Source organism: Sphingomonas sp. Root241 (assembly GCF_001428865.1).
Lineage (GTDB): Bacteria > Pseudomonadota > Alphaproteobacteria > Sphingomonadales > Sphingomonadaceae > Sphingomonas.
The window spans coordinates 706,370-721,382 of record NZ_LMIV01000001.1 but is presented as its reverse complement, the minus strand read 5'-3'; the positions used below and the strand labels follow the sequence as shown (position 1 = coordinate 721,382).

The following is a 15,013-nucleotide window of genomic DNA, read 5'->3' as shown; positions in this document are numbered from 1 at the left end:
CCCACCTGTCAGAAGGCGAGCCGGAGGCCGGCCGTACCCTTCAGGCTGTAGCTCTTGCCGAAATCGTTGACCGCGGTGTTGCCCGACACTTCGCTGTAGAGGGTCAGCCGATCGCCGAGCAGGACGCTGCCGCCGAGGCCCAGCTCGCCCCACAGGCGGTGGTTCTCGCGCGCGATCGGCGTGCCCGAGACACGAGTGACAGTGCCGTCGAGCCACTCGTAGCTGAGGTTCGCGACGCCGTAGAGATGGCTCTTCGCATCCTGCCGGTCGAGCGAGAGGCCCCAGCGGGTCTTGAGGCTGTCACCGAGACGCGAGGACACGTCCGCACCGTTCGGATCGGTGAACCGGTCGAACCCGACGGTCGAATAGACCATCTGGATCTGCGGCGTGACCGAAAGGGTATCGCCGATCGGCGACCGCTTGCCGACCTCGACGCTGTACGCCTCTCCGCGGCCATTGTTGCCGTCGGCGAGCGTGCCGAGCACTGCCGACTTGAGCTTGCTGTCGAACCAGGTGACCTGCGCGCGGCCGTCGACGTAGAAGCCCTGCGGACCGAACCAGGTCAGCGTCGCACCGGCGCTGTATCCCTTGGCCTTGATGCTGCCGTTACCGTAGATCGAGGCAACGCTCGCATTCGCCTCGCCATAGCCGCCGAGGACACCCAGCACGAGGCTCGCGCCGTCGCTGCGTTCGCTCAGCACATGGTCGGCGCCGAGCTCGAGCTTCCAGCTGTCGATGTTGACGTCGCTGAGGCTGGTCGAGCGCACGGCATTCGGCCGCGAGCGGCTCGACTGCATCCGGCCCCAGATGCCCGAAGGCCTGCCGCTTTCGGTCTGCGCCCATTGCCGATTGCCGATCCGCTGCTGCAGCGTGCCGATCTCGCTGAGGGTGAGCAGCGTCTGGCCATAGGCTTCGTAGATCGGAACGCCCGGCTGATAGAGCGGCACGTTCGGCGTGTTCGGGTTGGGCGCGTCGAGCAGGCTCGAACGCAAATACCAGTCGCCGTCCGCCGGCGTCGAGACGCCGTTCTTCTGGAGCCTGTAGCCATAGGCGCCGGCGATCACCGCCTGATCGCCTTCGAACACATAGTCACCGTCGAGCGTGAACACGCCGTTCGATGCGCCGCCCACGTCGACGATTCTGATGCCTTCGACGGTCGCCGCACCAGTCCCGCCGGCGTTGATCACCTTGACCTCGGTCGTACCCGCGGTGCTGCCCGTCACCACCAGCCTGTCGGTCGGCGAGGCATCGCCGCCAAGCTCGGTCTCGATCTCGAGCGTGCCGCTATTGCCGGTATAGTTGCCGGCGACGGTGAGCGTGCCGATCGAGTTGCCCGGTGCGACCGTACCCGCATTGATCGTGGTGCACACCGTGCCGGTTCCCTGGAGACGCGCGCCGCCAAGCACGTTGACGTCGCCGCACAGGCTGCCGTTCACTGCCAGCGTGCCGCTGACCTGCGTGCTGCCCGCATAGCCGGAGCTGTCGCCGGTCAGGACCAGCGTGCCCGCACCGGCCTTGGTGAACGCGCCCGTACCCGTCAGCTTGCCGCTCAGGGTGAAGGTCGTGCCGCTCGCGGTCGCGAGCGTGCCCGCACCCGTGAGCGCGAAATCGCGCGCGCTGGTGAGGGTGGCGCTGGTCGCGAGCGTGCCGCCGTTGAGTATTACGCCGCCCGAAGCGGCACCGAGATTGGCGTCGCTTGCGATCTGGAGCGTGCCGCCGTTGACCGCTGTGCCGCCGGTATAGCTGTTGGTGCCGCCGAGCACGAGCGTGCCGGCATCGGTCTTGACCAATTGGGTGTTGCCCGAGAGCGCTGCGTTGATCGTCGCGGTGAACCCCGCCCCTGCGGTGCTGCCGTCGCCGACACGGGCCGTCGACTGCGCGCCGGTCAGCGCGATCGCGCCACCGCTGATCGTGTAGCCGTTGGCGGCAAACTGCATGCCCGAAACCGTCACCTGGCCGGGGCCGTTGTCGACCGTGACGGTACCACCGGTACCGCCGAACACTGCGAAGGCACCGTCGCTATAGGCCGCGTTGACCGTGCCGTTGGCGTTGGTCCAATTGTCGTTGCCGGCGCCGTTCTGCCAGGTTCCGGTCCCGCCGTTGATCACGCCGTTGTTCTTCGGGCCTGCCGCGCCGTCCCAGAAGGCGAGCGCCAGACCGGCCGAGTTGACCAAATTGACCTGCCCCGCGATCGAGGTCTGCACCGTGACGCTGCCGCCGCCGGGCATGGTGCCGAGGGCCAGACCGTTGTCGGTGAGCGTGCCGCCATAGTTGAACACGCGGTAGATACCGGCATCGAACGCACCGCCCGCGGGCACCGCCACGTTGATCGTGCCGTCGAGCGTCAGGTTGCCACCGACATTGACGAGATCGTTGAGCGCCCCGCCGGCGACATTGGCCTGGCCGAACTCCCAGGCGAGCGTCGCGCTCTGGCTGATCGCCAGATTGCCGTTGATCGTCAGCGTGCCCGCTCCGCCGGCACCCGGCGCGAGCGTCCCGGCGAGGCTCACATTGCCACCGATCGTGCCGGTGCCGCCGAGGGTCGAGCCCTGGTACATCCGCACCAACCCGGTCGCCGCGGCATAGTCGCCGTTGACGAGCAGCGTGCCCTGCCCGATCTCGGTGATGCCGGCATAGCTGCCGGTCCCCGCGAGCACCAGGGTGCCGGCGCCGAGCTTGCCGAGGGCTCCCGCGCCGGTAACGGCACCGGTAAGCGTGAGCGTCGTGCCCGTATCGGTGGAGAACACCGCCTGGCCCGCGAACGCGATCGCACGGCCCGTGCTGATGTCGGCGGCGGTGTTGAGCGTACCGCCGTCGAAGCTGAGCCCGCCGGAAGCAGCGCCGAGATTGGCGTCGCTGGAGATCCGCAGCTCGCCGCCGTTGATCGCGGTTCCGCCGGTATAGCTGTTGGCGCCGGTCAGTTCGAGCCTGCCGTTGTCAGTCTTGACCAGCTGGGCGCCGCCCGCGATCGCGGAGGCGATGATCGCTCTGTACGCGCCTCCCGCGCTGGTGCCGTCGCCGACACGGATCACGGATTGGGGTCCGGTCAACGTGAGGTCGCCACCGGTGATGGTATAGCCATTGGCGGCGAACTGGAGGCCGGAGGCCATGACCGTGCCCTGGCTGTTGTCGATCGTGACCGTGCCGGGATAGCCGGCGAAGACCGCGAAGGCGCCATTGTCGTAGGAGGCGTTCACCGCGCCGGTGACGTCGGTCCAATTGTCGGTACCGGCCGCCCGCCAGACGCCGCTGCCGCCGTTCACCACGCCGTTGAACTTGGGCCCGGTGCTGCCGTCCCAGAAGTTCAGCACCGCCGAGCCGGTGTTGATCAAATTGACCTGGCCCGCGATCGAGGTCTGGACGAACAGCTCTGCCCCCGCGGGCATCGTGCCGATCGCGAGCCCGTTGTCGGTGAGCGTGCCGCCATAGTTGATCACGCGATAGAGACCGATGTCGAACGCGCCGCCCGGCGTCACCGCGACATCGATCGTGCCGTCGAGCGTCAGATCGCCGCCGACATTGACGAGATCATTGAGCGGATTACCGACGGCGTTGGCCGCGCCGAAATCATAAGCGAGCTGCCCCCGTGCCAGCAGTGTCAGGTCGCCGTTGATCGTGAGCGTGCCCGCACCACCGGCGCCCGGCGCCAATATGCCGTCGCCATTGCCCACGAGCACGTCGCCGCCGATCGTGCCGATGCCGCCGAGCGTCGCCCCCAACGAGACGCGGGTGCGCCCGGTCGCGGCCGACTGGTCGCCGTTGATCAGCAGCGTGCCGACATTGACTTCGGTGTTGCCCGAATAGCTGTTCGCGCCGGTAAGGATCGTCGTGCCGGCACCCGTCTTGATGAACTCGCCGGTGCCGGAGATGGTGCCGGCCAGGGTGAGCGTGTCCGAACGGTTTACCCCCAACCTGCCATTGTTGAGGATGTCGCCGACGACGCTGCCGGTCGTGCCGCCGCCGCCGAGCTGCAGCGTGCCGCCGTTGATGATCGTGCCGCCGGTATAGCTGTTGTCGGCGGTCAGGAAGAGCACGCTGGCGCCTGTCTTGGTGAGCGCGCCGGTGCCCGAGATCACGCCGTCGAGCACGAGGGCACCATCGGTCTGGATCGTGCCGCCGCCGGCGAGGTTCACGGCCCGGCCGGAGGTCATGCTGGCCGCGGTGGTGCGCAGCGTGCCGCCGTTGAAGGCGAGCCCGCCGGCCGCGTCGCCCAGATTGGCGTCGCTCGAGATGCTGAGCGTGCCGCCGTTGATCGCGGTGCCGCCGGTATAGCTGTTGACGCCGCTGAGGACGAGCGTGCCCGCGCCGCTCTTGACGAGCCCGCCCGTGCCCGAGAGGGTACCGCCTAGCACGAGGATGGTGCCGCCATCGGTGAGCAACGTGCCCGATCCGGCAAGCGTCACCGCCTTGGTCGTATTGACGTTGTCGGTCGTGTGCAGCGTGCCGCCATTGAAGCTGAGCCCGCCGGCCAGATCGCCCAGATTGACGGCGCTCGAAACCTGCAACGTGCCGCCGTTGATCGCCGTGCCGCCGGTATAGCTGTTGGTACCGGTCAGCACGAGCGTGCCGGCATCGGTCTTGACCAGGCCCGCCGTCCCGGTGAGCCCTGCGTCGATCGTCGCCGTGTAGCCTGCACCCGCCACGCTGCCGTCGCCGACCTGCACGACCGCGCTAGTTCCCGTGAGCGTCAGCGGATCCCCTGCTATCACATAGCCATCGCTCGCGAACTGCATGCCCGAGGCGCGCACCGCACCGTCGACATTGTCGATCGTGACCGTGCCGGGCGCTGCCGAGAAGATCGTGAAGCTGTCCTGCGCATAGTCGGCGTTCACGGTCCCGTTCTGGTCGGTCCAGTTGTTGAGTCCGCCCGCCGCTCGCCACATGCCATCGCCGCCATTGACGACGCCATTGTTCTTGGGACCGGCATCGCCGTCCCAGAAGCTTAAGCTCAGGCCTGCGGTGTTGACCAGGTTGACTTGGCCGACGACCGCCGTCTGGACCGATACCGCGCTACCGCCCGGCACGGTGCCGAGGGTCAGGCCGTTGTCGGTGAGCGCGCCGGCATAGTTGAACACGCGGTAAATGCCCGGGCCGAAGGTGCCGCTTGCGGGCACGGACACGTTGATCGTGCCGTCGAGCATGAGGCTGCCGCCCACATTGACGAGGTCATTGAGCGATCCTCCGGCGGCGTTGGCCTGGCCGAACTCGTAGTTCAGCACCGATCCGGCGCTCAGCGCCAGGTTGCCGTTGATCGCGAGCGTGCCGACATTGTTCATGCCCGCCGCCAGCGTCGCGCCATCGGCAAGCATCACATTGCCGCCGATGATGCCCGAGCCGCCGAGCGTCGCACCCGCGGCGATGCTGGTGATGCCGGTCGCCGCCGACTGGTCGCCGTTCACGAACAGGCCGCCCGCGACCACGTCGACGTTTCCGCTGAAGCTGTTAGCGCCGGTCAGGACAAGCGTGCCCGCACCATCCTTGGTGAACCCGCCTGTGCCCGAAGCAACGCCACCCAGAGTCAGTGTCGTGCCTGCGTCGGTCGACAAGATGCCCGCACCGAGCAGGCTGACCGCACGATTCGAGGCGATGTCCGCGGTGGTGTTGAGCGTGCCGCCGTTCAGGGTCAGCGCTCCCGCCGCGTCGCCGAGATTGGCATCGCTCGAGACGCGCAGCGTGCCCGCGTCCATCTGAGTGCCGCCGGTGTAGGTGTTGACTCCCGACAGCACCAGCGTGCCGAGATCGGCCTTGACCAGCTGGGTGTTGCCGACGAGCGCAGCATCGATCGTCGCGGTATAGCCGAGGCCGAGAGCAGTGCCGTCGCCGACGCGGATGATGGACTGCGGTCCGACCAGGGTCAGGTTCTGACCGGTGATGGTATAGCCGTCGCTCGCGAACTGCAGGCCCGACGCAGTGACCGCGCCCAGGCCGTTATCGACGCTGACCGTACCGCCCGCGGCGGCGAAGATCGCGAACACACCGTCGGTATAGGGGCCGCTCACGGCGCCGGTAGCGGTCGTCCAGTCGTTGTTGCCGGCGCTGTTCTGCCAGATGCCGTTACCGCCATCGACGAGATTGTTGCTTTCGTTCGCGGGTGCCGCGCCATCCCAGAAGTTGAAGATCCCGCCGGCCGCATTGACCAGGTTGACCTGTCCCGCGATCGAGGTCTGCACCGCGACGGTGCTGCCGGCGGGCATGGCGCCGGGTGCGAGGCCATTGTCGGTGAGCGTCCCGCCATAGCTGAGCACGCGATAGAGGCCCGGCCCGAAGCTGCCGCCGGGTGCCAGGGCCACGTCGATCGTGCCGTCGAGCGTCAGGTTGCCGCCGACCTGGGTGAGGTCGTTGAGCGGTCCGCCGACGACGTTGGACTGGCCGAAGTCGTAGGCGAGGACCGTGGTGCCGGCCAGCGCCAGGTTGCCGTTGATGGTGAGCGTGCCGGGGCCGCCCTGGCCGGGTGCGAGAATGGCGTCTCCGGCCAGCGTCACGTCGCCGCCGATCGTGCCGGTGCCGCCCAGCGTCGCACCAAGGGCTACGCTGGTAAGGCCGGTCGCGAGCGACTGGTTGCCGTTGACCAGCAAGGTGCCGGCATCGACGCTGGTCGCGCCGGTATAGTCGTTGGCGCCGGTGAGGATCGTCGTGCCGCTGCCCGCTTGGCGAACGTCGCCCGAGCCCGAGATCTTGCCGGCGAAGCTGTATTCGTTCGCGCGGTCGAACACCAGGCTGCCCGCGTTGATGATGTCGCCGACAATGCCGCCGGTGCTGCCGCCATTGCCGAGCTGGAGGATGCCCGAGCTATTGGTGGTGCCGCCGGTATAATTGTTGTCGGCAGTGAGGATGGCCGTGCCGCCCGCCTTGCGTACCGCGCCCGTGCCCGAGATCAGGCCGGCGACGGTGTAGGTATCGGATCGCGCCAGCCGCACCTCGCCGTTGTTGACGATGTCGCCGACGACGCTGCCGGTGGTGCCGGCATTGCCGATCTGCAGGGTGCCGGCACTGACCGTGGTGCCGCCGGTATAAAGATTGTCGGCCGTGAGGATGACGGTGCCGTTGCCTTGCTTGACGAAGGCGCCCGCGCCCGAGACGACGCCGTCCAGATTGAGCTGGATGCCGGCATCGACCAGGAAAGTGCCGCTGCCCGTGAGGGTCACTACGCGCGACGTGCCGAAGCTCGCGGTGGTGTTGAGGGTGCCGCCGTTGATGCTGAGCGCGCCGGCGAGATCGCCGAGATTGGCGTCCGCCGATATCCGCAGCGTGCCGCCGTTGATCGCGGTGCCGCCGGTATAGGTGTTGACGCCGCCCAGCACCAAAGTGCCGCCATCGGTCTTGACCAGCCGTGTCGAGCCGGCAAGCGCGGCGCTGATCGTGGCGGTGAGGCCCGCGTCGCCCGCACCGCCGTCGCCGACCCGGATCGTGGTGTCCGGCGCGCCAGTCAGCGTCAGCGGTGCTCCGGCAATCGTATAGCCGTCGACCGTGAACTGCATGCCGGTCGAAAGGACTGCGCCGCCGCCATTGTCGACGGTGACCGTATCGCCCGTCCCCTGGAAGATCGCGAAGCCGTTCTGCGCATAATCGGCATTCACGGCGCCGTTGACGTCCGTCCAGTTGTTCTCGCCGCCGCCGACGCGCCAGATGCCGTTGCCGCCCTGGATCGTGCCGTCATTCTTGGGTCCGGCCGCGCCGTCCCAGAAGTTGAGCGCGAGCCCCGCCGTATTGACGAGGTTGACCTGGTTCGCGATCGCAGTCTGCACGAACGCAGTACCGCTCGGCAGGCTGCCGACCGTCAGCCCGTTGTCGGTGAGTGTCCCCGCATAGTTGAACATCCGGTACACGCCCGGACCGAAGCTGCCGCCCGCCGTCTGCGTGACATTGACCGTGCCGTCGAGCGTCAGATTGCCGCCGACATTGACGAGATCGTTGAGCGGCCCGCCCGGCACGCTCGCCTGGCCGAGCTCGAAGGCGAGCTGCGAGGCGCTGCCGAGCGAAAGGTTGCCGTTGATCGTCAGTGCCCCGACGCCGCCCGAGCCCGCAGCCAGAATGCCGTCAGCGATCGCGACATTACCGCCGATCGTCCCGGTGCCGCCAAGCGTACCGCCGGTCGCGACGCTGACTGTGCTCGTCGCGTCCCCGAGCGTCCCGTTGACGCGCAGCGTGCCGCCCGAAACGGTGGTCGTGCCCGTGAAGCCGGTGCTGTTGCCGGTGAGATTGGTAACACCGGCCACCTGGGTGACCGCGCCCGCGCCGGAGATCGCCGTCGCGAAGGCGTAGTTCGAGTCCGTGTGATTGAAATTGACGCGCGAGGTGGCGCTGCCGAGGTTCAGCGTGGCGGTGTCGAGGAAGCCGGCCGCCTCGGCCGCCTGGCCTTCCGCGCCGCCGATGTTGAGAATGCCCGTAGCCGTGGCGCCGTCGGCAAGGATGAGCGCGCCGCCCACAATGGTACGGCCGCCGTTGGCGAGCGTGAGTTCGCCCGTGCCCACGCCGCTGCCGACGGTGAGATCGCCTGCCGTCGTGAAGCTCGAATTGGTGCCCGAAACCAGCACGGTTGCCGGACGCGCCGCCGAGACCGAGCCGATCGTGGCGCTGGTGAAGCTCGCGGTGCCCCCGCTCAGCAGCGAGAAGATACCGTTGGTCATCGCCAGCGAGCTGGTGCTCGTCCAGTTGGAGCCTGGACCCGTGATCGTGACGAATGGGGCCGTATTGTTACCGGCCGCAGCGCCGATCTGGCTTGCCCCTGCGGTGCGCAGCGCCCCGCCCGCGCTGATCGTCGTGCCCGCGATGTTGGTGCTGGTTGACGTCCCCACCAACAATCCGCCCGCGACGTCCGCGAGCGAACCCGCACCCGATATGTTGAGGCTCGTGAGGACGGGGCCGACTGGCGCGTTGCGAAGTGTCAGATTGCCGACGGTCGCTCTGAGGACGCCGCCATTCTGGACATTCACGGTCGCGCTCACACCGGAACCGGATTGGGATTGTGCCGTAAGTCCTGTGGTACTGAAGACCGAACTGCTTCCATCGATGCTGAGCACCGCCGAGGTAACAATCGTTCCCCCGCCGGAACTGACCGTGTTGCCGGCCGCGATGCGAAGCTCGCCCGCCCCGATAGTGGTCGCGCCGCCATAGCTGCTGTTGCCCGTCAGGCTGAGCACGCCGGCGCCGGACTGGATGAGCGCGCCGGTGCCGCTGATGTTGCCGCCATAGGCATAGGCATCGCTTCGCTGGAACTCGAGCGTGGCATTATTGACGACATTGCCGACGATTGAGCCGGTCGTGCCGCCATTGCCGACCTGGAGCGTGCCCGCGTTGATCGTGGTAAGGCCGGTATAACTGTTATCCGCCGCCAGCGTCAGTGTGCCGGTGCCGGTCTTGGTCAGCGTGCCGCCCCCCGAAACCGCCCCGTTCAGCGTCACGGTGGTCAGGGGATCGACGAGGAAAGTGCCGGCGCCGGCCAGGCTGGTGGCACGGGCGGAGGTGAAGCTCGCCGTGGTGTTGAGCGTGCCGCCGTTGAAGCGGAGCCCGCCGCTCGCCGCGCCGAGATTTGCGTCGGCCGACACCCGCAGCGTGCCGGCATTGATATTGGTGCCGCCTGAATAGCTGTTGGTGCCGGTCAGCGTCGTCGTGCCGCTGCCGATCTGGCTAACTTGGCCGGTCCCCGAAATCGTGCCCGCGAAGGTAAGGGCATTGCTCCGGTTGAACGCGAAGGTGCCGTTGTTGGCGACATTGCCGACGATCGAGCCGGTCGCGCCCCCTCCAGCGCCGCTGCCGAGCTGCAGCGTGCCCGCTGCGATCGTCGTACCGCCGGTGTAGGTGCTGGCGCCGGTCAGTATCGTCGTGCCGGCGCCGATCTGCTGCACCGACCCGGTGCCGACGATGGTCCCTGCAAGAGTCATGGAGTCGGAGCGGTTGAAGCCGAGAACGCCGGCATTATTCACCAGGCTGCTGGTGATCGAGCCCGTCGCGCCGCCATTGCCGATGATCAGCGTGCCCGCGTTGACGTTGGTGGGGCCTGTGTACGTGTTATTGCCGGTCAGGATCCACCGGCCGGCGTCGTTCTTGGCGAGAGTCGTCGCGCCCCCGCCGCTGTTACCGATGCTGGCGCCCATGACGTTGTCGCCGGCGTTGGTGCCGCCAAGCGCGACGGTGCGGGCCGCGCCGGGATTGGCATAGCTGACTGCGCCGGTGTTGCTGAAGACGATCGCGCCGCTGCCGGAGGATTCGATGAAGGCGACGCCGGAATCGAGCTTGAACTGGCGGTCCGTGGTGTCGCCCGTACCGGTATAGCGCAGCGTCGAGTTGTTGCCGATGACGAGGTTGTCGGCCAGGCTGGACGATGCGCCGATGCTGCTGGCTATCCCGCCGTTCGAAAGCTTGTCGATGCCGAGCACGCCGCCGTTGATATTGGTGACGCCGGTGTAGGTGCTGGCCGCATTGGTCAATATCCACGTGCCGGCATCGGCCTTGGTCAGCGAGGTGATGCCGGAGCCATTATTGGTGATCAGCGCCGCCAGCGAATTGTTGCCGGTGTTGGTACCCCCGAGCGTGATGGTCTGAGCGGTGTTGGGCGTCGAATAGGCGATCGCGCCGGTGTTGGTGAAGGCGATGGCACCGGTACCGCTGGCTTCGAGCTTGCTGGTCGCAGACGATCCCAGCGTGAACCGCCGGTCGGTGCTGCCCGCCGCACCCGTATAGCGCAGCGTCCCGCCATTGATGACCAGGTTGCTTGCGACCGAGCTTGACGCGCCGATGGCGCTGTTGGCGCCACCATTGGCGAGACAGCTCACGGCGAGCACGCCGGCGGTAATCGTGGTCGGCCCGGTATAGTCGTTGTTGCAGTTGGTGAGACTCTGGACGAACGTTGCGGCACCGCCCTTGGAGAGGCCGCCGCTGCCGCTGATCAGGCCTGCGAAGGTCTGAGTCGTGGCTGCGCCGTAGTTGAGCGCAAGGCTGCCGCTGCCGAGCAGGATGTTGCCGCCGGCAGCGCCGCCGCCTGCCAGATAGAGGAAGGTCGCGCTGAAATTGTTCATGTCGAGCGTTGCGCCGCCGACGTTACTCAAGGTCATCGCGCCCGTCCCGAGGGCGGTCGCCGAGCCGGCGCGCAGGGTGCCCGCGGTGATGCTTGTGCTGCCGGTCAAGGTGTTGGCGCCGGAAAGGATCAGCGTGCCGGTTCCATCCTTGCGCAATGAGCCTGCGCCGGTAGCCACGCCCGTGAATTGGAGGGTGGCGGCGGGGTCGTCGACGCTGATCGCGCCGACATTGGCCGACAGCGTAAAGCCGCGGTTGGTGGTGACGCTGCCGCCGCTATAGGCCAGCGCGCCGTTGTTGAAGACCAGGCTGGCCGAGCCGCTGCCCGAAGCGCCGATGCCGCTTGCGAGGCCGCCATTGGCGAGACAATCAACTGCGAGGGTGCCGTTGCCGTTGATGGTCGTGACGCCGGTGTAGCTGTTGTTGCAGCCTGACATCGTCTGGGTAAAGCCGCCCGAACGGGTGAATCCGCCGGTACCGCTGATCGTGCCGGAGAAGATTCCGGAGCCCCCGGATGTGGTCAACGTGCCGGAGCCGAGGGTGACGTTCCCTGCGCCGGTCAGCACCGCCACCGTGTTGTTGAACCCGGCGAGATCGAGTGTCGCGCCGGCGGTTACGTTCATGCCGCCGGTCACCGCGCCGAAGGCCTGGGTCGATCCGGCGCGCAGCGTGCCGGCCGTGACGTCATTTCCGCCGACATAAGTATTGATCCCGGACAGGACCAAGGTCCCGCTGCCGTCCTTGAACAGCCCGTCCGGACCGATAGCCGTGCCGGTCAGGGTCAGGACGGTCGCGGCGTTCTGGACGTCGATACGGCCATTGCCCACGCCCAGGGTAAACCCGCGATTGCTGGTCACGGTGGCGCCGGTATATTGCAGCCTTCCGCCGCCCTGCAGGACCAGGTTCGACGAAGCATTGCTCGACGCGCCAATGCCGCTCACGGCACCGCCGTTCGCCAGGGTATTCACGGACAGGGTTCCGGCGCCAACGGTCGTTGCACCGATATAGTCGTTGCCTGCATTGCCGAGGGTCAGCGTGCCGGTGCCCGACTTGGTCAGGCCCGCATCGTCGGGGCTGGTGACAAGCCCGTTGAAAGTCAGGTTGGCGGCGCCATTCACTCGGATATCCGGAGCGCCGGCGCCGCCATTGACCAGGGTGAACCCGCGGTCGGTCGCGCTCGTCCCCCCGGTATAATTGAGGATGCCTCCCTCGAGCACCAGATTGGACGACGCTGCCGAGGAGGCGCCGATGCTGCTGGCCACGCCGCCATTGGCGACGCTGTTGATCGACAGCATGCCCTGGCTGAGTGTCGTGCCGCCCGTATAGCTGTTGGCGCCGCTCAGGGTGACCGTGCCGCCGCCGCCTTTGACGAAGCCGGTTGCGCCGCCATTGTCGACGATCGTCGAGGCGATCGTGAAGTTGCCGCCGCCGTTCTGCAGGACACCCAGCACGCTTCCGCCGGCGCCGCCCGTCAAGGAGCCGCCGGTGATCGTCTGGTTGTTGGTCAAGACCGAAGGAGCGACGATGATCGAGCCGTCGACGCCGAGCGTCTGCCCGCCCGCGATCGTGACGGTGGTCGTCGCATCCGGTGTGGTGAACTGGAGGCCGCCAAGCTGGATGCTGCTGCCCACGGTGCCGAAGAAGCTGTCGGCGTCGGCGTCGCTGTCGGAGATGAACTGGCCGCCGGTCCACAGCGATGCATCGTCCTGATCGGTATAGTCGGATGCGTCGAAGGCGACCACGTTGCCGCCGACCACCTTCGCATAGTCGGCGCCGCCGACCGTCGCCCAGCCACCGAGGAGACCGTCGGGGTTGGCGGCGGTAATGTTGCCGCTGCCGGGCACGACGAAATTGACCAGCCCGCCGGTTCGGCTGATCGTGCCGAGGTTGACGGTCAGGCTGCCGCCCGCGCCCGAGGTCGCGCTGACAATATTGCTGCCGGCGGTGACGTTGAGGCCGTTGAAGGTCTGCGTGTTCGACTCGCCCGCCGCGCCGATCACGTCGAGCCTGCCGCCCGACATGTTCAGGGTCGAGGAAGCGGAGACGATGTCGGTGGCCGGTCCGCCAGCGCTGGAGAAATCGAGCCTGAGCGTGCCGCCGCCGATCGTCGTCGCACCGCTGTAGGTGTTGCTCCCCCTCAAGGTGAGCGTGCTGCCGCCCAGCTTGGTCAGGCCTCCGGTGCCCGTGATGCTTCCGGCATAGCTGCTGGTCCCGCTATTGGCGTTCACCGTAAGATTGCCGCTGCCGAGAGCCACCGTGCCGCCGGCACCGTTGAGCGTCGGCACGACGAAGCTGAAGCCATTGAGATCGAGCGTTCCGCCATCGACGACGAAGGCCGGCGCCGAACCAAAGGCAGTCGCGCTGCCGGCGCGCAACGTGCCACCGGTGACGGTGGTGGTGCCGGTAAAGCTGTTGGCTCCACCCAGCACCCAGGTGCCCGAACCGTTGCCGGAGACATTGCCGGTGCCGGAAATTATGCCGGAGAAAGTGTTCGTTCCGCCAAAGGTGCCGCCGAGCGTAAAGGTGTCGGACCCACCGGCAATGAATGACAGCCCGCCGCTGAGCGTCAGCGCGCCGGTGCCGTCATTGTTGATGCGAGTGGCGCCATCGCTTGTCCAGGTGCGATTGGTGGTTGCACCCGCTCCGGTGTAGCTGAGGATGCTGCCGGTGCCCAAGCCGACAGTCGTGCCCGCGCCCAGCGAACTGGAGGTGCCGTTGTTCGCGAGGACGGGAGCGATCAGGGTTATGCCGGACACGTTCGTCGCGCCCGTATAGGTATTGGCGCTACCCAGCGTGATCGTCCGGCCGGCGGTGCCGGAATAGCCGTAGCTGTTGCCACTCAATGTACCGAGCAGCTGGATGTCCGCGTTGCGGGCGCTCCAGCCGGTCGAGCCGCCCACGCTGACGTCGCCGGTCAGGACAAGCGTGCCCGTACCGTCGTTGAAGATATTCGCGCCGCCGCCGCCGGTTACCCAGTTGCGGTTCGAACTGTCGCCGTCACCGATATAGATCAGGTTGTCCGAATAATTGTTGGCCTGGGTGAATGTGATCGTGCCGTTGGCGACGGTCGTCGGCGCTCCGAGCGAACTCGCGATGCCCAGATCCGCAATCGAGGTGAAATAGGAACTGGCGACACCACCATTGCCGTTGAATCTTGTCGTGCCGGTGTAGGTATTGGCATTGTTGCTGAGCGTAACCGGCCCCGCGGTGCTCACGTTAACGTTGCCGTTGCCCGTGATCAATGCGGATCCGACGCCGGTACCGGCGACCGTAAGCGTGCTGCCATTGCCGATCGTGACCGTGCGATTGGTATTCGCGCCGTTGATCGTGAGACCTATGCTGACACCTGCCGCAGTCGTGATCTGATTGCTGGCGGCCCCCAAAGCGGCGTCGGTGCTTGCTGTCAGAGTCCCCGCATTGATCGTTACGCCGCCGCTGAATGTGTTGGTGCCGCTGAGGGTCAGGGTGCCCGCGCCGGCCTTGATCAGGCCCGCCGTTCCGGCGAGGGTCGAGCTTATCGTCGCGTTCGCCAACATGGTGATGGTCGGCGTCGTGCCGGCGAGCGTCAGGGTGTTGCCGGTGAGGACATAGCCATTGTTGGTCTGGAAGGTGATGTTGTGGACGGTGATCGGCGTTGCGAGCGTCACCGTGCCGGCGGTGCCGCCGAAGATGGCGTTGTCGAGCAGCGTGTTGTCCCACACCGTGTAAGGGCCACTGACACCGTCGCTGTTGGGGCTCCAGGTCTGGTTTGCCGGAACGGGATTCGTACTCCAGGTCCCGGTACCGCCGTTGCCGACGGCCGTGCCATTGGCGTCCCAGTTCCGGTTCGCGTCCTGCGCGTGCGCGATCGAGGGCAGCGCGAGGGCCACCGCCGCGAGCGAGGCCCCGCACATCAATCGCACCGGCGAAAGCCTGCCGCGCCGTACACGTCCCGTGCGTGCGTTCCTGCCGCTCATGCATCATCCCCAAATGCGAAAGGACCTCGACCGGCGAGTGCCGG

At 67.2% G+C, this 15,013-nt stretch carries 1 protein-coding gene; it reads right to left on the bottom strand.

The genetic code is table 11. The annotated features are described in order from the left end of the window. Window positions 1-8: 8 nt before the first annotated feature. Entirely contained in the window at window positions 9-14,969 is a 14,961-nt protein-coding gene (locus ASE13_RS19700) for an autotransporter-associated beta strand repeat-containing protein (RefSeq protein ID WP_156404721.1), read from the bottom strand. Between the last annotated feature and the right edge of the window lie 44 nt (window positions 14,970-15,013).

Bases quoted from the DNA above. Each gene is read 5' to 3' on its own strand.
- ASE13_RS19700 (WP_156404721.1), bottom strand. From the start codon at position 14,969: ATGAGCGGCAGGAACGCACGCACGGGACGTGTACGGCGCGGCAGGCTT.